Here is a 20,392-nt window from a genome sequence, read left to right on the forward strand (position 1 = left end):
GCATGAGAAAAGTAAGTATATTCCAATCAATTCACGTGAAATTTGCCTTGATTTACATTTTGCTTATTTTAATTGCGATGCAAATTATCGGGGCTTATTTCGTGCGCCAATTAGAAGCGCAACTCGTTGAAAACTTTAAAAACTCTTTGAATGAGCGCGTAATTTTGCTTGCTTATAATATTGAACAAGAAATGAATAAAGAACGCGATAAAAAAAGCCCTACAATCGAAGAAGAAATTCGCGCGATTTTACAAGATTTCGTGTCACAAGATATTTCTGAAGTGCGCGTTATTGATAATAAAAGTAAAGTATTAGGAACATCGAACCCATACAATCAAAATATTGTCGGAAAACGTACGACAGATTTACTAATTAAACGAACGTTAGTCGCGGGCGAAATGACAGAAAAAATGCTTGTCGACCCGAAAACAGGTCATCGCATGTATATTTCCTCGACTCCAATTAAATTAAAGAACGAAATAAAAGGGGCTATTTATGTTATCGCCTCGATGGAAAATGTTTTTGCACAGATGAGGCAAATTAATAACATTTTAGCGACCGGAACAGGAATCGCTTTAGTCATTACAGCGTTGCTAGGCATTTTACTAGCGCAAACGATTACGCGTCCAATTTCAGATATGCGTAAACAAGCATTAGCGATGGCCAAAGGTAATTTTTCACGGAAAGTAAAAGTATATGGGTATGATGAAATTGGCCAACTTGCGCTTAGCTTTAACAACTTAACGAAAAAATTGCAAGAAGCGCAAGCGACGACCGAAGGAGAGCGCCGCAAGTTAGAATCGGTATTAACGCATATGACGGATGGTGTAATTGCAACAGATAGAAAAGGGAGAATTATTTTAATTAATGATGCAGCGCTAAACATTTTAAATGTTTCACGTGAAACAGTGTTGTCTGCTCCTATTGTGAGCGTATTAGGATTAGATGAACAATACACATTTGAAACGCTGCTTGAAGAGCGTGAAACGTTAATTTTAGATTTTAGTACAGAGGAAGAAATGTACATTTTACGTGCTTCTTTATCTGTTATTCAAAAAGAAAAAGGGTTTGTAAACGGTTTAATCGTTGTGTTGCACGATATTACAGAACACGAGAAAATTGACCGCGATCGTCGAGAATTCGTTGCCAATGTATCACATGAACTACGGACACCGTTAACGACAATGCGCAGTTATTTAGAGGCGCTCGCAGACGGGGCGTGGCGCGATGAGGAAATTGCCCCACGGTTTATTGAAGTGACACAAAATGAAACAGAACGAATGATTCGTCTCGTCAACGATTTGTTGCAGCTTTCTAAGCTCGACAGTAAAGACTACAAATTGAAAAAGACACGCGTTCATTTTATTCCATATTTTCATAAAGTGATCGATCGATTTGAACTAACGAAAAAAGAAAACGTGTCGTTCGTTCGAGACTTTCCAGACGAAAAAATCTTTGTTCATATGGACGAAGATAAAATTACACAAGTGCTTGATAACATTATTTCTAACGCCTTAAAATACTCTCCGCAAGGAGGAAAAATTACGTTTCGCGTAAAGAAAAAAGAGGAGCATATTGAAGTAAGTGTGAAAGATGAAGGGGTGGGCATTCCTAAATCGGATTTATCGAAAATTTTTGAGCGCTTTTACCGTGTCGACAAGGCACGCTCGCGGAAGCTCGGTGGAACAGGGCTAGGTCTTGCGATTGCAAAAGAAGTTGTCGTTGCACATGGTGGGCGTATTTGGGCTGAAAGTCAAGAACGGAAAGGGACAACGATTTACTTTACTTTGCCGATTGAACAACAGAAAAAAGGATGAAAATGATGAGATACGAAACGATTAAATCGATTGTATTGACGATTCTTGTATGTACGAGCGTTTTTTTAACGTGGAGTTTATGGACGTATCAGCCGAAATATGACTTCATTGAAAACGCAAAATACATTCAAAACGTCCCTGTCAGCAATGTTGCGGTCGATTATGGAACAGTTGTTCAGCCGCGTTATATTTTTATTCATAAAGATGCACAACATTACGGGATGACACATCATTCGGACATTTATAAATTTATGAAGGAAATGAAAAATTGGACGTTCGATCATTTTGAAAATATATCAGACACAGTGAAAAAAGAACAATTTCTTTCATTTATCCACGGGAAAGGAAAAATAGAAATTATTTATCCAGATGATATACCAATCGAAATGTATCGCACGATTTTTCAAATAGACGATACAGATGTTGAAAAAGTTCGCTTTGATCGAATCATTATTCCGATGAATGAAGACGAAGAAGAAATTCACGTATATTTCGTATCTGCCAATGAAAAGCGTATATATAAAGCGGTCGCTCAAGATGTGTCGATTGAGAATTTGAAACAAACATATTATGCACGCGCAGAGCGTTATACACCGTTTTTATCGTACGACATAAGCGAAACAAAATCATTATTTTTACCAGCTCGTCCACTCGTATTAAACCGATTGCAATACTATATGGATGAATTAAGTGCAGATCGTTTTAAAGATGCGTTATTTACAGATCCGAGTTTTGTGAAAAAAGATGTCCTTAGTTTTGGAGAAGAATATACAGATGGTTCGCGTTTAATGGATGTCGATTTATCTAAAAAGTTACTATTGTATGTCAACCCAGCGGCTCGTGGCGAAACACAAACGTTTGATCCAACGATCTTGCAAAAAAGCATCGATTTTGTGAACGATCACGGTGGTTGGACGGATACGTATTATTTTGATCGCTTAGACGAAAACGGTAGAAAAGTAACTTTTCGTTTGTTTGCCAATGGTTATCCTGTATTTAATCGTTACGGTATGGCAGAAATTATACAAATATGGGGAGAAAATGAGATTATCAATTACCAACGTCCATTATTTACATTAGCTATTCCCGATCGGGTGAGCTTGCCAATTACACTTTCGTCTGGATATGAAGTCATTGATCAGTTGAAAAAACAAAAAAATATTCAACATGAGTTAATTGATGACATCGCAATCGGTTATGAGCTCATTCGTGATTCGGAGCGGGAAAATATCGTCATGTTAGAACCAGCTTGGTACTGTTTATATAGCGGAACGTGGCGCAAAATTGTGATGACGACAGATGAACGAAGAGGGGATATCATTGGATTGGAGTAAAACGAAGACGATTTTTATTATTACATTTTTTATTCTTGATATATTTTTAGGGTACCAATTTATTCAGAAAAAAAATAGTAGCCAGCTTGATGTTATTTTAGAAGCGACAATTGAAGAGCAACTTGAAGCGGATGGCATTACGTATGTTGATTTGCCGAAGGAGATCACGAAAGCGACATATGTAAGTGGGAAAAGTAAAACGTTTACGGAAGAAGAAGTTAAAAATTTGCCAAACCAGCAAGTAGAAACGGCAAACGAAACCGTTTTGCAAGCGCATTTTATTAAACCTGTTCCGTTACAAGATCCAAAAGACGGTTATCGTTTAACAGAGTTTTTAAGGCAAAATATCATTGCGGGTGATCAATATGCGTTTTGGAAGTACGACGAAGATTTACAAGCGCTCATTTATTTTCAACAATACGAAGGCAAGACGATTTATAAAAACATAAGCAGTATGTTGCTTATTTATGTGAACGATCAAAATGAAATGGTCGGTTATGAACAAACGTTGCTCATTGATTTAGAAAAAAACGAGAAAAAACAAGAAATTTTGCCAGCAATTAAAGCGTTAGAGACGTTGTATAAGCGAAATTACTTAAAGCCAGGTGATCAAGTAACGAAAATCGATCTTGGCTATTACGCGCTTGTCCAATTCACGACTTCGCAAGTATTAACACCGACATGGCACGTTGTTGTGAATGGAAAAACAGATTATTATGTCAATGCATTTGAAGGACAAGTAATTAGCGATGAAAATAAAGTGTTGGAGTGAATAACATGAGGTTTAGCGTTTTGGCGAGCGGCAGTACGGGTAACGCCTTTTACGTAGAAACGGAACGTGAACGGTTACTTGTTGATGCAGGGTTAAGCGGCAAACAATTAGAGCAACTATTTGCTCATATTGATCGCCACATTCAAGATGTCACAGGTGTTTTAGTGACACATGAACATAGTGACCATATTAAAGGTTTAGGCGTCATTGCTCGGAAGTATCGCCTTCCGATTTATGCGAATGAAAAAACATGGAAAGCGATGGACGGGCTCATTGGTGACATTCCATCTGAACAAAAATTTATTTTTCCAACTGGTACCGTTCGGACGTTTGGAGATATAGATGTTGAGTCATTTGGTGTATCGCACGATGCCGCCGAGCCTATGTTTTATGTATTTCATTATGAAGGAAAAAAGCTAGCGCTTATCACAGATACAGGTTATGTTAGCGAACGAATGAAAGGTGTCATTTGTCATGCGGATGTATTTGTATTTGAAAGCAACCATGATGTAGAAATGTTACGTATGGGGAAATATCCATGGAACATTAAGCGACGTATTTTAAGTGACGTCGGACACGTATCGAACGAAGATGCCGGTCTCGCCCTAGCGGATGTGATCGGTGACAAAACAAAACGCATTTATTTAGCTCATTTAAGCCAAGATAACAATATGAAAGAATTAGCGCGAATGACAGTTGCTCAGACGCTTGAGAAAAAAGGGATGATCGTCGGGGAATCTTTTCAACTATATGATACGGATCCGGTTCGTCCGACAGCGCTCGTTTCCGTATAAATTTCACCGTTTTTTCACCAACATACCGTATGTATATTATTAGATGATTGGCGAAAAAACAGGTTATAATGGAAAAGGGGTCAATATTTGAGATAGAAAGGACGGGTGAAAAATGGGCTATTATGATGATCATTATGCACATGTTCGTCAAAAACAAAAAGGGAACCGCGGAGGAACGTTTTTAGCAGGTTTAGTCGGAGCGGTTTTAGGCGGAATGCTTGTCATCGTCTCTATTCCTTCGCTAGTGAAATGGGACGTGTTACCTTATTCACTTGAACAAGCGGAAGAAAAACAGACGACGGTGACAGAGCAGCCAAAAGTAGATAAAAGTGTAGCGGTGGATGTTGTGACTCAAGTAACGAAAGCAGTCAACAAAGTATCTAATGCGGTTGTCGGCATTGTAAATATTCAAGAAGCAAGTTTTTGGTCAGAGAGCGGGGAAGCCGGAACAGGTTCAGGTGTTATTTATAAAAAAGAAGGGAATAAGGCATATATCGTCACTAACCATCACGTCGTTGAAGGTGCGAGCCGTGTCGAAGTGAGCTTAAGCGACGGAACAAAAGTGCCAGCTCGTCTTCTTGGAAGCGATGTATGGACCGATTTAGCAGTATTAGAAATCGATGCGAAACATGTCACAAACGTAGCTGAATTCGGTAACTCAGATGTCGTGAAGGTCGGGGAGCCAGTGATTGCAGTTGGAAACCCGCTTGGTTTACAATTTGCAGGTTCTGTGACGCAAGGAATTATTTCTGGGGTAAACCGTACGATTCCAATTGATATTGATCAAGATGGCATCCCAGATTGGCATGCAGAAGTATTACAAACAGATGCTGCGATTAACCCAGGAAATAGCGGAGGAGCGCTCGTAAATATCGAAGGTCAAGTCATTGGAATTAACTCGATGAAAATTGCGCAAGAAGCGGTGGAAGGCATCGGATTATCTATTCCGATTAATTACGCAAAACCGATCATTGCGGATTTAGAGAAGTTTGGACAAGTTCGCCGACCATATATGGGAGTAGAACTCCGTTCATTAAGCGATATTCCAGCATATCATTGGCAACAGACGCTTCATTTGCCGGCAAACGTGAAAGAAGGGGTTGCTATTTTACAAGTCGTGCCGGGATCACCAGCTGCCCAAGCCGGTTTACGTGAATTTGATGTCATTGTCGCGTTAGATGACGAAAACATTTCGGATGTCATCGCCTTAAGAAAGCATTTATATAATCGGAAACAAATTGGCGATACGATGAAAGTAACGTTTTATCGCGATGGCAAAAAACAAACAGTGACATTAAAATTGGCTAAACAATCATTATAATGAAACGGCAGGGCATTCCCTGTCGTTTCATTCGTAAACGAGGAGTGGTATGCTTTGTGGAAATGTTGTGAACAACATGTCGAACTTGCGATTGATATGTATGTGGATGAAAAACAACAAGCACCTGAGATATCAACAGTTTCTGTGGATAAAAAAGAAGAAATGTGCGATTTTTGTGAACAACGTGCGGTATATATAGTAGGGAACTAATGTTTCTACACAATATGTGGATTTGTATTGTGGATATGTGGATAAAACCTGTGGATATTATGTTTGTAAAGTGGGGATCACTTGTGAATATATATATTATTGCTGTGGGTAAGTTGAAAGAAAAATATTTAAAACAAGGGATCGAAGAATATACGAAACGATTATCATCGTATGCAAAAATCGACATCATTGAAGTAGCGGATGAAAAAGCGCCAGAGCAATTAAGTGAACAACAAATGGGGCTCGTAAAAAAGAAAGAAGGCGAGCGTATTTTAGGTAAAATAACAGACGATATGCACGTCATTGCTTTAGCGATTGAAGGAAAAATGATGTCTTCTGAACAATTCGCTCAAACGCTTGATCGGTTAGCGACATACGGGAAAAGTAAAGTGGCTTTTGTCATTGGAGGGTCTCTCGGCTTAAGCGATGACGTCATGAAACGAGCAAACGAATCGCTTTCATTTTCAAAAATGACGTTTCCGCATCAACTCATGCGCCTCATTTTAACCGAGCAAATTTACCGCGCTTTTCGCATTAACCGAGGAGAACCGTATCACAAGTAAAAATAAGAGGATAGCTTTTCGCCATCCTCTTATTTGCGATGCATTTTAAACTGTAAAAACAATTCATTGTAGTACGCAAGCATGCTTTTCCCCAGGTTTTCATACACTTCAAGTTTATTGGCAAGTTGTTCGCTCGGGTAAAAACGCTCATCTTCAACAATTTCCTTCGGCAAATATTCGAGCGCTTTTTTATTTGGTGTTGAGTAGCCGACGTATTCGGCATTTTGGGCGGCATTTTTCGGATCAAGCATAAAATTAATAAATTGATGGGCACCTTCAATGTTTTTTGCCGTCTTTGGAATGACCATATTATCAAACCATAAGTTTGTTCCTTCTTTTGGGATGACATAATCGAGCCGTTCATTTTCCCACATAATTTCTGCCGCATCCCCTGACCAGACGATGCCGATCGCTGCTTCTTCGTTCGCAAGAAGCATTTTAATTTCGTCGCCGACGATCGCTTTGACGTTTGGCGTGAGGGCATCTAGTTTTTGTTTTGCTTGTTGTAAATGCGTTTTGTTCGTATCATTGAGCGAATAATGTAAACTATTTAACGCCATACCTATAATTTCGCGCGCGCCATCGACAAGTAAAATTTGATTTTTAAACGCCGGATCCCATAAATCGTTCCAACTTGTAATTTCTTTCCCACCAAGCAGGGCGCGGTTGTAGACGATGCCGACCGTTCCCCAGAAGTAAGGAATGGAATATTGATTGCCTGGATCAAACGATAAGTTAAGAAAACGCTCATCAATATAGCGTAAGTTTGGGATTTTGGCATGATTGATGGGAAGTAACAACCCTTCTTCTTTCATTTTGCTGATGGCGTACTCCGAAGGGACAGCAACGTCAAATGTCGTGCCACCTTGCGCAATTTTTGTCATCATCGCTTCGTTCGAATCAAACGTTTGGTAAATGACTTTTAAGCCTGTTTCTTTTTCAAATTTTTTAATGAGTGCGGGGTCAATGTAGTCGCCCCAGTTATAAATTGTTACGGTATTATTTCCTCCATACCCTTTAGACGATTCGATTGTTTTTGTAACATAAAGCAAGCTAAAAGCAACGAGCCAAACAAGTAAAAAAAGCGACACTACTTTTTTCATTTTTGTCCCCCCTTGACGCTAGTCCGTTGTGTCATGACGTAATACACAACGACAAGGAAAAGCGTAAATAAGAAAAGAAGGGTAGATAAAGCATTGACTGATAACGAAATCCCTTGTCGTGCCCGCGAATAAATTTCAACAGACAACGTCGAAAAACCGTTTCCCGTCACGAAAAACGTAACTGCAAAGTCATCAAGCGAGTACGTGAGTGCCATGAAAAAACCAGCGAAAATGCCAGGGGTAATGTACGGGAGAACGACTTTTGTCAATACGTTCCATTCATTTGCCCCTAAATCGCGTGCCGCATCAATTAGCGTTGGGCTCATTTCTTGTAGCTTGGGCAACACCATTAACACGACGATCGGAATGCTGAAAGCAATATGCGACAGGAGAACGGACGTAAAGCCGAGCTGAATGCCAGCGATCGTAAATAAAATGAGAAACGATGCCCCGATAATGACGTCAGGGCTGACAATTAAGATGTTATTTAACGTAAGCAACGTTTGTTTCCAACGATGTTTTGCATAATAAATGGCAATTGCTCCGAAAACGCCAATGATTGTCGCTAGCGATGACGATAATAATGCAATAATCATCGTGTGCAACACGATGACAAGCAAGCGTGTATCAGCAAACACTTCTTTATACCAATCGAGCGTAAACGATTCAAAATGATGCATCGTTCCCCCACTATTAAACGAATAGTAAATTAAATAAAAAATAGGCATGTATAACACGAAAAACACAAACGCTAAGTAGAGGCGAGAAACTTTCATTGTCTCACCCCCCATTTTTTATTCCCTGTCAACGCCATTATACTAGCCATGGCGATCATTAAAAAGACAGCGATTGTCGCACCCATTCCCCAATTTTGCGTCACGAGAAAATGTTGCTCAACAGCGGTACCAAGCGTAATGACGCGGTTTCCAGCGATCAACCTCGTCAACATAAAGAGCGAAAGCGACGGAATAAACACGGCTTGACATCCTGCTTTTACGCCATCAAGCGTAAGCGGAAAAATGACGCGACGAAATGTCGTCCATTCGTTCGCTCCTAAATCGCGTGCTGCATCGATCAACGAAGGATTCAATTTTTCAAGCGCATTAAAAATCGGCAAAATCATAAACGGAATAAAAATATAGACGGATACGAAAACAAAACTAAAGTCTGTAAACAATAACTGTTTCGTTCCGATCCCAAGTGCTTCAAATAGCGCGTTCACTGCGCCATACGTGCCGAACAATCCGAGGAAAGCGTACGCTTTCAACAATAAATTGACCCATGTCGGCAAAATAATAAGCAACAACCAGAGCTGCTTATGCTTCGTTTTTGTCAACAAATAGGCCGTTGGATAAGCGATAAGAAGCGAAATGGCTGTAATTAAGAAGGCATACCAAAACGAATTGAACGTCATTCGTAAATACACAGGTGTGAAAAAAGTTTCATAGTTGACGAGCGAGAAATGGCCTTCAATATCGAAAAACGAATAATAAACAATAAGAATAATCGGTGCAATGACGAACAATCCGATCCATAGCCAATATGGGATAGCATAAGCGTAACGGCGCATGTTATTCCCCTCCGCTCTGCTTCATGACATGGATCGCTTCTGGTTCAAAATGAAGGCCAATTTCTTCCCCGATGTCCGCCTTTTTTGTTGAGTGAACGAGCCACTCGTTCCCATGCGTATCATAACAACAAAGCTCATAATGTACGCCGCGAAATAAAACGGAATCGACGCGTACACGCAATTTGCCTCGTTCAACCGTTGTTAATTCTAAATCTTCAGGTCGGATGACAATATCCACTTGTTCGTTTTTCGCAAATCCGTGATCGACGCACGTAAATTGTTGATTTGCAAATTCCACAACAAAATCGTCAATCATCGTTCCCGTAATGATGTTTGACTCCCCAATAAAATCAGCGACAAAGCGGTTGACAGGCTCATCATAAATATCTTTTGGTGTACCGCGTTGTTGAATCTTTCCTTTATTTAACACAAAAATTTCATCTGACATCGCAAGCGCTTCTTCTTGATCGTGAGTGACGAAAATAAATGTAATGCCAAGTCTTCGTTGCAGTTCGCGCAACTCATATTGCATTTCTGTTCTCAGCTTTAAATCGAGCGCAGAAAGCGGTTCATCTAATAAAAGGACGTCTGGTTCGTTGACGATCGCGCGGGCGATGGCGACACGTTGCCGTTGTCCGCCTGACATTTCATGAATGGCGCGTTGTTCGTATCCTTCTAAGTTGACGAAACGAAGCGCTTCTTTTACTTTTCGTTCAATGTCTGCCTTTGGCATTTTTTTTATACGCAAGCCAAAAGCAACGTTTTCAAACACGTTTAAGTGAGGGAAAAGCGCATAGTCTTGGAACACCGTATTCACTTGCCGTTTATTTGCTGGAACATTGTTTATTCGTTTTCCGTGGAAATAAATATCACCTTTCGTCGGTTCGATAAAACCAGCGACTAAACGAAGAATGGTCGTTTTTCCGCAACCGGACGGACCGAGAAGCGTATAAAATTTGCCTCGCTCGATTTCAAAGCTGACATCATCGAGTACAGGAAGATCATCATCGTATTGTTTCGTCACATGGTCAAAGCGAATGATGACGCGATCGTCCATATTGTTTTTCCCACCTCATTTAGCTATTTTTTAAATTCATTATGAACGATCCGTCTGTATTCAGCAACTTTTTATTGAAGAACGCCGTAGCTAATAATTTCAACCGTTGGATGAATATCGATCTTTGCTTTCGCGAATGCTTTTGGCCAGCTTTTTTGCTTTTGAAACTGTTTGTATTCGTAAGCGCGGGCATACAAACCAAATCCGACTGGATCGACTTCGTATTTTTGTATTTTTTTAACGACGGATTCCAGTTGTTTTTGTATTTCTTTTGCAAGCCATTTCTCTACCTTTTTCTTTTCTTTTTTCATATCGATGTATGTTGTTGACTCAGTGACAATGACACCGAGCTTCATACGAACGTCAAAATGGAACGCCCCGTTTCGAAATGACGGTTTATATGAAAAATCACCATGTTCAACCGAAATGCTGACATATTCTTTTTGTTTTTTCGTTTGAAACGTAAGCGATGTAGCAGGTTTAACATTTTTTTTCAATATCGCAAAATACGGACTTTCTTTTTGTAAAAGGCTACCGACATATTTTCGTTGTTCATTAAATAAAGCAATGCCCCCCGCTATTAAGTCGCCTTTATGCACTTTTAAAATGGGTGCAAATGAAGTTTGGGCACGATCGAGCGATAAACGCCGAAAATCAAGCATATTAATTTTTGTCGTTTGTTTACTTACATGGGCAGTTAATATGACATCGCGAATAGCGACAGATAAACGCGGTTTATCGTTGAGACGAACGTACATTAAATCTTTTAATGGGCCATCGAAAACGATAAAATTCGCTGTTGTTGAATTTTTTGGATCGCGATAAAACACATCCAAATAGGAAAACATGTCGTGTTTTTTCGCGAGCGTTTTGCTGACGATAATGTTTTGCGCTTTTCCACCAACAATTTTTCCAGACGCAAACGCGTTTGCTTTTGAACGTCCGTCGCGCGGTGTCATTCCAACTGTACGAATGACTTCGTAAATGTTTTTTGCTTCTTTATTAAATACCGGGCTAATCGAGTAAATGAGTAAATTTCCATTTTTCCCCTCATCTAAACCGACCGTCAATGCGAGTGTTAATTCGTCAAGTTGTGTTTTCATTCCACATCCAGTAGTTATAAAAAAGCAAAGTATGGCATATATACACTTTTTCATTTCTTTTTCCCCCTTTGAAACCATCGTGCAATGGAGGTGTAAATAAATAAACCGATAGGGAAAAAGTAAGCTCCCCACAAACCGTATTTCTCCCACCACGATCCTAACGTTTGAACATGAAAAAACGATGGATTGTATAAAAAAGACGTGAAAATAAATATACAAACGGCAACGAGTAATACGATCGTATGATCCTTTTTTCCAATGAGTTGACTAATGCCGAAAACAGTTGTAAAAATGTACGGGATACCTGTCGTTGACATAACAAACAAATAAAACGATAAAAAAATCACTTCAAATCGTTCAATAAACGGAAATTCAATTGTTTTCAGTAGCGACAACGTCGGCCAAATGAGCAAAGGTGTTTCATCTGGACTAAAAAAAATAAAACATGTGATCGTAATGAGCAAAAATGTAAGAGCAGAGATGCTGTTGGCGATGACCATCGCTTTTACGGCATGTTTTTTTTCTTTTAAAAACGGGTAAAACACGAACGCTAACTCAAAGCCTAAAAAAGATAAAACCGTCGTTTTCACCGCTTGAATAATTGGAGCCCATCCTTCTTTTAACATAGGGAGCATATGCAAAATCGTTCCCTTTTGTAACGGCACAGCGATAAGAATAGGCATCCAAAGCGTTAAATAAAAGACAACTTCAGCATAACGCCCAAGTATGCGCACACCATTTTTCGTAATGAAAAAGCCAGGGAGCATAAATAACATCATAATAAGATAGTTTGGTGTGTTTGGTAAAATCCATACTTGTGTAATATGAATGGCAGTAAAAACGACGGTGATTGACGCTAATAAAGCGTAAGCGACAAAAGCGATATGGATGAACGTTCCGAATGTACGACCGAAGTAGCGACGAGAAAGATCAAAAATTGTATCTTGCTGATGCTTTTCCATCGTTTTTATAATGATCGTACTTGCGATGATCGAAATGATCCAACCGATGACAATGGCGATCCATCCATCTGTATTGGCGATATCGGCAAGTTGGGCTGGAAGTGATAAAATGCCGATGCCGATTTGTGTACCCGAAATAAGAAAAATATATTGCATCGTTGTTATTTCGTTAAATTGATATCGTTTCATACGCACCACTTATTTGCGAAATTTTTTTTGTCTTGTCAGTTGCGTTGGGCGAGCAGATAACGGCCGTGTACGCATCATCCAAAGCGGGAAGCGTAAAAGTGTATCTTTCCAATCGCGCAACCGCGTCGGAGCAAACGGGCTTCCTGCAGGTGTGCCGAGCGACTCTAATGAAATTAAATGGCCGATAATAAGCATGAACCCGATCACCATTCCGACTAAACCGAACAAAGAAGCAGCAATCATCATTGGAAAACGCAATAAACGAATCGACTCGGACATATCTGGGTTCGGAATAATAAACGATGCAATCGCTGTTAACGAGACGATGACGACCATAATGTTGCTGACGATACCGGCTTCAACGGCCGCTTGTCCAATGACGACCCCCCCAACAATGCCGACCGTTTGTCCGATTGGCGCAGGTAAACGCAAACCCGCTTCACGCAACATTTCGAGCGCAAGCTCCATTAAAATGGCTTCTAAAATCGGCGGAAGCGGGACGCGTTCTCGTGACTCTCCAACCGTAAGCAATAAATTGAGCGGAATAATTTCGTAATGAAACGAAAGTGCTGCAATGTAAGCGGACGGTAAAAAAATCGCCATAAAAAAGGCAAGCAACCGCAAAAGTCGCAAAAACGAGGCGATCATCCAACGTGTACTGTAATCATCAACGGTTTGGAAAAACGTAATAAACGTCATCGGTCCAATCATGACGCTAGGCGAGCGGTCAACAACGATAACGATGCGACCTTGCAGTAAGTTGCTTACCGCAGCATCTGGTCGCTCCGTCAACAAAAATTGCGGAAACGGTGAAAACGGATTATCTTCAATATATTGCATCAGTTCCCCGGTATTGACGATCGTATCGACATCAACTTGTTCAATCCGATCTTTTAACTCTTGCAGCACTTCTGGATGGGCGACATCTTCTAAATACAATAATGCGACAGGGGTATGTCCGCGTCTGCCGACGGTCGTTTCTTCAATTTTTAATTGTTGGTGCGGCAAGTAACGACGAATTAACGCAATATTTTTTTCACACGTTTCAATAAAACCTTGGTGCGACCCCTTAAGCGATGATTCAATTTGCGGCTCTGCGATCGCGCGTTGCGGCCATCCTTGCGTATCCAAAAGCAATACGTGGTCGTCACCGTCTAGGAATAGCGCGGTTTCCCCTTGAAACACTCGTTGAATGACATGTTCCCATTTTGTCGTATATGATTTTGAGCCGATTGGCAGTTGAATATCCGCAATCGTGTGAATTTGTTTCGTTTCAAATAAAAGCGGATCAATAATGTTATTATTAATCGAATTTTTATCCACGAGCGTATTGAGATAAATAAGCAACGCTCGCTTTTTTGGTTCCCCAATAAATAGATGGCAATATATGAGATCAGGCGTTTTTGTAAAATAATCACGCAACGTTTGTTCGTTCATATCGAGCGAGTGCGTGACGGTTTGTTGTATTCCGTTCATCATTCATCCCCTTTAAGCTGTTGAAGTGGTTCGATAGCTGGTCCTTCTAGCACTTTTCCAGTAAAACAGAAGCGTGAACCGTGGCACGGGCAGTCCCATGACCGTTCGCTATTGTTCCATTCGAGTTCACAACCCATATGTGTACATGTCGTATCGACGACATACAGTGTGCCTTGTTCATCGCGGTAGGCACCTGCCCGTTTTCCGTCCACATTGACAACGGCTCCTTCTCCTTTCGATATGTCGTGCGGAGTAAGAAGAGCATATTCGAGTTTTCCAGTTAAAAAATGTTTAGCGACATCAATGCCCTCAGTAAACAAATTGTTTAGTGATGGGTCAGCGATAAATCGTGACGGAGTAAATAAATGTGCGTAACGATGTTCTTTTTGTAACGCTAAATCTGTCAAAAGACGAGCTGCGACCATACTTGTCGTCATCCCCCATTTTCGATATCCTGTTGCGACAAGAATGTGCGGGAGACTTTTGCGAATCGGACCGATGTATGGAAGATTGTCTAGCGTGATGAGATCTTGCGCCGACCAACGATATAGCACATGTGATAAACCGAACGTATGTTCACAAAATGATTGTAACGCTTCATAGTGTTGAATCATGTTGATCCCTTGTCCGACTTTATGCGACTCGCCACCGATTAGAAGAAGCGGCTTACCGTCCATCGTTGTGCAGCGAAGAGATCGCTTCGGTTCATTTGCGCTCAAATACATGCCTTGCAATCGTTCGTGAGCTTCGACCGCAATGACGTAAGATCGCTCTGCATGCAAGCGTGCAAAGTAAAAAGCAGGGTCAAAAAACGGAAAGTGGGTACAAATGACAACAGTGTCACATGTGATCGTTGCTCCATTTTTCGTTCGTACAATCGGCCGCTCCGTTGTCTCGATATGTTGTGCGACAGTTTGTTCGTAAAAAGATGCCCCGTATTTTACTGCAAGCTCGACTAATGTTTTTATATAATGGAGCGGATGAAATTGCGCTTGGTTGCGCATCATGACTGCACCTTGGATGGAGAAAGGAAGCGACAGTTGATCGACATATGCCCCGTCGATGCCGAGCGTTTCATACGCTTTCCATTCCGCCTCAAGCTTATATAATTGCGTTTCTTCAGTTGTATACACGTATGCGTCTTCTACCGATAAGTCGCAATGAATATCGTGTTCTTTTACGATATGCAAAATCGATTGCAGCGCTTCTTTATTTGCTTCGTAATATTGACGGGCGCTATCTTCACCGAAGTGGGCTATCAGTTCATGATAAATGAGATCATGCTGGGCAGTCATTTTCGCAGTCGTATGTCCTGTTGTGCCGTGACATAGCCGATCTGCTTCGATGACGGTGACGCGCACTCCATGTTTAGCGAGCAAATAAGCCGTCGTAATGCCTGTTATTCCTCCACCAATAATCGCTACATCTGTTTCAATCGGTTGCGTCAGAGATGGAAAAGACGGAATCGTTGTTGTTTGTAGCCAATACGATTGTGATAACTTTGGTAAAGACATGTTTTTGTTCCTCCATAACCATGTTTTTCTTAATTTTCCCCAAATCGAAAAGTTTATGATGAACATTTGTAAAGATGATAAAATGGAAATAGACGAGTATCGAAACGTTTTTATAACATAACGTAAGAGGGAGATCGAAAGTGAATAAAGATGCAAACATTCGTTTACAAGATAACGTGGTGTTAGAACATTATGGGCTTAATGAATTGCATTTAGAATCTGTTCGTCATTATCGCGAACAATTTGCAAAAGCAAAGCCAAATCATCCGTGGAACGGGTTAGAAACGAAAGATTTTTTATATAAAATTGGGGCATGGGGAAAAATACGAGATACAAACAAAGAAGGGCTCACATTAGCAGGGCTCCTTATGTTCAGCGAAGAGCGAATGATTACAGAAGTTTTACCACAATACTTTTTAGAATATCGCGAACATGACGACAATGATATGCATTGGACAAATCGTTTCACTTCACAAGACGGAACGTGGTCGGGAAATATTTATGATTTTTATTTTAAAGTGATGAACGAGTTTAAAGATGTATCTACATTTGAAAAAGAAGCTGTGCATGAAGCGCTCATCAACGCGATTGTCCATGCCGATTACAACGGTGATGGAGGCGTTATTGTTGAACGGCAGCGATCATATATACAATTTTCTAATCCTGGGCTTTTCGGCATTCCTTTAGAACAAGCGTATAGCGGCGGGATTAGCCATTTGCGCAATCCGAATATGTTTAAAATGTTTATTTACATTCAATTTTGTAAACGTGCTGGAGTCGGTTTAAAAACGATAGAGACGATTTGTTTACAGCAACTTGCTGTTGAGCAATATGATTTTCAAAAACGAACGGTCGTTACATTGCCTATTGTGTCCTTCTCAGAAAGACACGAACATATAGAGAAGATCGAGGCAGTAAGTGATTGGACGGATGATGTGCCATTGTTGGACTTCGTAAATAAAGACGAAAACTCCTATAATATCGAACAAAACTCCGTTAATAACGAGATTAAGTCCGTGAATAAAGAACAAAACTCCTTGAATAGCGAGCTAAACTCCGTAAACAAAGGGCTTAACTCCATAAATAATAAGGATAGCTCCATAAATAAAGACGAAAACTCCGTAAATATCCCTTTCGACTCCGTAAATAAATCGGATGAGGAAGAAGAAATAAATGTCGATCAGGAGCTATGGAACATTGCTGAAATTGCACGTAAGAAAAAAAGGCTTGCACCGACTAAAATGGAAGAAATCATTTTGCAACTATGCGCTCATCGACCGTTAATGTTAAAACAATTAGCGTATTTATTAGATCGAACGCCAGACGGTTTACGAAACAACTATTTAGGAAAGTTATTAGCAGAAGGAAAAATGAGGTTAAAGTATCCAGAACAACCAAATCATCCGAAACAAGCATATATGACGAATAAGTAATATTCATGATTTGTTCAATATTTCACAATCTATAATAGAGAAAAGAATGTTACAATGATGGTAACAAAAGAAAAGTTGAGGTGACAAACAATGCTTGTATGCGAATGGAGAAACTTTTCAACAGATGCGGAAACATATACACTAGAGCTATTTGAAGAAATGATTGGCGATGAATTTGAAGCGATGATGTTTGAAGATGATCAAGAAATTCCTTCTTATATATGGACAGTAAACTATGTTGTCATTGTCAAACGAAATACGCGCATGTACAACGATATTTCGTTTACGAAAATTCCGCGCAATCCAGTATGTGAGTAACCGCCTTCTTTATGAAGAAGCGGTTCTCTTATAAAACATACTTGCTCAACATTTCACAAAGTTGACACACACGAACAAAATTCCTTTCGCTATAATGAAAATGTGAAAACAATCACAATTTTATTTTCAATTAGATTGTGAAAAATTTCACAAGAACAATACAGGAGGGTCTTATATGGCTGTTGATGAAAAAGTATTAGACCAAAAGAAAGAAGTTACGAAAATGATCGACACCCTTGTGGCGAATGCGCAAAAGGCGTTAAAAGCATTTCGTGATTACGATCAAGAAGCGATTGACCATATCGTCAAGCAAATGGCGTTAGCTGGACTTGATAAGCATATGTATTTAGCAAAATTAGCGATCGAAGAAACAAAACGTGGCGTGTATGAAGATAAAATTATTAAAAACATTTTTGCGACAGAATACATTTACCATAACATTAAATACGATAAAACGGTTGGCGTCATCCGAGAAAATGAACAAGAAGGCATCATTGAAATTGCCGAGCCTGTTGGGGTGATTGCTGGGGTTACACCGGTAACAAACCCAACATCAACAACGATGTTTAAGGCGCTTATTTCAATTAAAACGCGCAACCCAATCATTTTTGCGTTCCACCCATCTGCGCAAAAATGTAGCAGTGAAGCAGCACGCATTTTACGCGATGCAGCCATTGCAGCTGGCGCGCCAGAGCATTGTATTCAATGGATCGAAACGCCTTCTGTCGAAGCGACTCAACAATTGATGCATCATCCTGGCGTTTCGCTTATTCTTGCGACAGGTGGAGCAGGCATGGTTAAAGCGGCATATAGCTCAGGAAAGCCAGCATTAGGGGTTGGACCTGGTAACGTGCCTTGCTATATTGAGAAAACCGCAAATATAAAACGTGCCGTGAACGATCTTATCCTTTCAAAAACGTTTGACAACGGTATGATTTGTGCATCTGAACAAGCGGTCATTATTGATAAAGAAATTTATGATGCTGTGAAAAATGAGATGATCGCAAACAAATGTTATTTCTTAAATGAAGAAGAAAAGAAAAAAGTTGAAAAGCTTGTCATTAATGAGAATACGTGCGCAGTCAATCCGAATATCGTCGGTAAACCAGCATATGAAATTGCGAAAATGGCAGGCGTTGATGTGCCAGTTGATACGAAAATTGTTGTGGCAGAACTAAAAAGCGTCGGTCCGCAAGAGCCGCTTTCTCGTGAAAAATTAAGCCCGGTATTGGCGTGCTATAAGGTGAATAGTACAGAGGAAGGATTAAAACGAGCAGAAGAGATGCTTGAATTCGGTGGACTTGGCCACTCGGCTGTCATTCATTCAGAAAATCAAGAAGTCATTCTTGAATTCGGTAAGCGAATGAAAGCAGGACGGATCATTTCGAACGCCCCATCTTCACAAGGAGCGATCGGAGATATTTACAACGCATACATTCCGTCATTGACGCTCGGTTGCGGTACGTTCGGTGGCAACTCTGTTTCGACAAACGTTGGGGCGACACATTTAATTAACATTAAAAAATTAGCGAGAAGGAATGTAAACATGCAATGGTTTAAAGTTCCGCCAAAAATTTATTTTGAAAAACATGCGACACAATATTTAGCGAAAATGCCAAACATCTCGCGTGCCTTTATCGTTACAGACCCAGGTATGGTGAAGCTCGGCTATGTTGATAAAGTGCTGTACTATTTACGCAAACGCCCAGATTATGTGCATTGCGAAATTTTCTCAGAAGTTGAGCCAGATCCATCGATTGAAACGGTCATGAAAGGTGCCGATATGATGCATGCGTTCCAACCAGACGTCATCATCGCTCTCGGCGGTGGTTCGGCGATGGACGCGGCGAAAGCGATGTGGTTGTTCTATGAACATCCGAATACAGACTTCAATGGGTTAAAACAAAAGTTTTTAGATATTCGTAAGCGTGTATTTAAATATCCAAAACTCGGTCAAAAAGCGCAATTTGTCGCGATTCCAACAACGTCTGGTACAGGTTCAGAAGTGACATCGTTTGCGGTCATTACAGATAAGAAAAATAACGTCAAATATCCGCTTGCTGATTATGAGTTAACACCAGATGTCGCCATCGTTGACCCACAATTTGTTATGACGATGCCAAAACATATTACAGCGGATACAGGTATGGACGTATTAACACATGCCATTGAGGCGTACGTATCGAACATGGCGAACGACTATACAGACGGATTAGCGTTAAAAGCGATTCAGCTCGTTTTTGAATACTTGCCACGCGCATACAAAAACGGCAACGATGAAGTAGCGCGCGAAAAAATGCACAACGCATCAACCATTGCTGGGATGGCATTTGCGAACGCCTTCTTAGGCATTAACCATAGTTTAGCGCATAAACTTGGTGCAGAATTCCATATTCCGCACGGACGGGCAAATACGATTTTAATGCCGCATGTCATTCGTTACAACGCGCAAAAACCGAAGAAGTTTACAGCGTTTCCGAAGTACGAACATTTCGTAGCTGACGAACGTTATGCTCAAATTGCGCGCTTGCTCGGCTTGCCAGCAAGAACGACAGAAGAAGGAGTAGAAAGCCTCGTTCAAGCGGTCATTAAGCTCGCAAAAGAACTCGACATGCCATTAAGCATCGCAGCAACAGGCGTCAGCAAAGAAGCATTCGAAAGCAAAGTTGACCAACTTGCTGAATTAGCTTTCGAAGATCAATGTACAACAGCTAATCCAAAATTGCCATTAGTCAGCGACCTTGCCGACATTTATCGCCAAGCGTATAAGGGAGTGTAAGAAGATTAGGGACGTCCTGCGAAGGATGTCCCTTCTTTTTGTTTATGGTACACTAATAGAGGAAAGCGAGGGACGGA

The 20,392-nt window shown here is 40.5% G+C and carries 18 protein-coding genes; 10 read left to right on the forward strand and 8 right to left on the reverse strand.

The features are described 5' to 3' along the window. Nucleotides 1-2 precede the first annotated feature (2 nt). The 7 genes from walK (at nucleotide 3) to rlmH (ending at nucleotide 6,811) form a co-directional block, all read left to right on the forward strand. A complete protein-coding gene (gene walK / locus JV16_RS06760) occupies nucleotides 3-1,817 on the forward strand; it encodes a cell wall metabolism sensor histidine kinase WalK (RefSeq protein ID WP_021094397.1) in 1,815 nt (604 codons plus the stop codon). A gap of 5 nt (nucleotides 1,818-1,822) precedes the next feature. After that, the gene (locus tag JV16_RS06765) at nucleotides 1,823-3,151 is read left to right on the forward strand and encodes a YycH family regulatory protein (protein WP_035063041.1); all 1,329 of its coding nucleotides are present in this window, start codon (nucleotides 1,823-1,825) and stop codon (nucleotides 3,149-3,151) included. Beyond that, on the forward strand, nucleotides 3,138-3,923 hold the full coding sequence (locus JV16_RS06770) for a two-component system regulatory protein YycI (protein WP_021094395.1): 786 nt from the start codon (nucleotides 3,138-3,140) through the stop codon (nucleotides 3,921-3,923). Before JV16_RS06765 ends, JV16_RS06770 begins: the two co-directional genes overlap by 14 nt. Before the next feature lie 5 nt (nucleotides 3,924-3,928). After that, nucleotides 3,929-4,717, forward strand: a complete 789-nt coding sequence (locus tag JV16_RS06775; RefSeq protein WP_021094394.1) for an MBL fold metallo-hydrolase — start codon at nucleotides 3,929-3,931, stop codon at nucleotides 4,715-4,717. A 112-nt stretch (nucleotides 4,718-4,829) separates the two neighbouring features. After that, the gene (locus tag JV16_RS06780; RefSeq protein WP_021094393.1) at nucleotides 4,830-6,038 is read left to right on the forward strand and encodes a S1C family serine protease; all 1,209 of its coding nucleotides are present in this window, start codon (nucleotides 4,830-4,832) and stop codon (nucleotides 6,036-6,038) included. Nucleotides 6,039-6,092: 54 nt separating this feature from the next. Beyond that, entirely contained in the window at nucleotides 6,093-6,248 is a 156-nt protein-coding gene (locus JV16_RS15165) for a CxxH/CxxC protein (RefSeq protein WP_009361064.1), read from the forward strand. 83 nt (nucleotides 6,249-6,331) lie between these two features. Further along, on the forward strand, nucleotides 6,332-6,811 hold the full coding sequence (gene rlmH / locus JV16_RS06785; RefSeq protein ID WP_035063040.1) for a 23S rRNA (pseudouridine(1915)-N(3))-methyltransferase RlmH: 480 nt from the start codon (nucleotides 6,332-6,334) through the stop codon (nucleotides 6,809-6,811). A gap of 29 nt (nucleotides 6,812-6,840) precedes the next feature. Here the strand turns inward: rlmH and JV16_RS06790 are convergent, their stop codons facing one another. From JV16_RS06790 to JV16_RS06825, 8 genes are all read right to left on the reverse strand, one after another. Continuing rightward, nucleotides 6,841-7,914, reverse strand: coding sequence for an ABC transporter substrate-binding protein (locus JV16_RS06790; protein WP_021094391.1), 1,074 nt, complete (start codon nucleotides 7,912-7,914; stop codon nucleotides 6,841-6,843). After that, nucleotides 7,911-8,690: an ABC transporter permease gene (locus JV16_RS06795; RefSeq protein WP_021094390.1), complete on the reverse strand. Its 780-nt coding sequence runs from the start codon at nucleotides 8,688-8,690 to the stop codon at nucleotides 7,911-7,913. Before JV16_RS06795 ends, JV16_RS06790 begins: the two co-directional genes overlap by 4 nt. Continuing rightward, nucleotides 8,687-9,484: an ABC transporter permease gene (locus JV16_RS06800; protein WP_021094389.1), complete on the reverse strand. Its 798-nt coding sequence runs from the start codon at nucleotides 9,482-9,484 to the stop codon at nucleotides 8,687-8,689. The genes JV16_RS06795 and JV16_RS06800 overlap by 4 nt, the downstream gene beginning before the upstream one ends. Nucleotide 9,485: 1 nt before the next feature. Beyond that, entirely contained in the window at nucleotides 9,486-10,541 is a 1,056-nt protein-coding gene (locus JV16_RS06805; RefSeq protein WP_021094388.1) for an ABC transporter ATP-binding protein, read from the reverse strand. A gap of 71 nt (nucleotides 10,542-10,612) precedes the next feature. Further along, the gene (locus JV16_RS06810) at nucleotides 10,613-11,644 is read right to left on the reverse strand and encodes a Ger(x)C family spore germination protein (RefSeq protein WP_244463798.1); all 1,032 of its coding nucleotides are present in this window, start codon (nucleotides 11,642-11,644) and stop codon (nucleotides 10,613-10,615) included. A gap of 50 nt (nucleotides 11,645-11,694) precedes the next feature. Then, entirely contained in the window at nucleotides 11,695-12,795 is a 1,101-nt protein-coding gene (locus tag JV16_RS06815) for a GerAB/ArcD/ProY family transporter (RefSeq protein ID WP_042534891.1), read from the reverse strand. 9 nt (nucleotides 12,796-12,804) lie between these two features. Next, entirely contained in the window at nucleotides 12,805-14,274 is a 1,470-nt protein-coding gene (locus tag JV16_RS06820; RefSeq protein ID WP_042534892.1) for a spore germination protein, read from the reverse strand. Then, nucleotides 14,271-15,785 carry an FAD-dependent oxidoreductase gene (locus JV16_RS06825; protein WP_042534894.1) on the reverse strand — a complete coding sequence of 505 codons (1,515 nt, stop codon included), beginning with the start codon at nucleotides 15,783-15,785 and terminating at the stop codon, nucleotides 14,271-14,273. Before JV16_RS06825 ends, JV16_RS06820 begins: the two co-directional genes overlap by 4 nt. Nucleotides 15,786-15,925: 140 nt before the next feature. Between JV16_RS06825 and JV16_RS06830 the strand changes: the two genes are divergently transcribed. From JV16_RS06830 to adhE, 3 genes are all read left to right on the forward strand, one after another. Next, nucleotides 15,926-17,218 carry a transcriptional regulator gene (locus tag JV16_RS06830; protein ID WP_042534896.1) on the forward strand — a complete coding sequence of 431 codons (1,293 nt, stop codon included), beginning with the start codon at nucleotides 15,926-15,928 and terminating at the stop codon, nucleotides 17,216-17,218. Between the two features lie 90 nt (nucleotides 17,219-17,308). Then, nucleotides 17,309-17,536 carry a hypothetical protein gene (locus tag JV16_RS06835; RefSeq protein ID WP_021094383.1) on the forward strand — a complete coding sequence of 76 codons (228 nt, stop codon included), beginning with the start codon at nucleotides 17,309-17,311 and terminating at the stop codon, nucleotides 17,534-17,536. A gap of 175 nt (nucleotides 17,537-17,711) precedes the next feature. Next, entirely contained in the window at nucleotides 17,712-20,315 is a 2,604-nt protein-coding gene (gene adhE, locus JV16_RS06840; protein WP_042534898.1) for a bifunctional acetaldehyde-CoA/alcohol dehydrogenase, read from the forward strand. Nucleotides 20,316-20,392: the final 77 nt, after the last annotated feature.

The organism is Anoxybacillus ayderensis (assembly GCF_000833605.1).
Classification (GTDB): Bacteria; Bacillota; Bacilli; order Bacillales; family Anoxybacillaceae; genus Anoxybacillus; species Anoxybacillus ayderensis.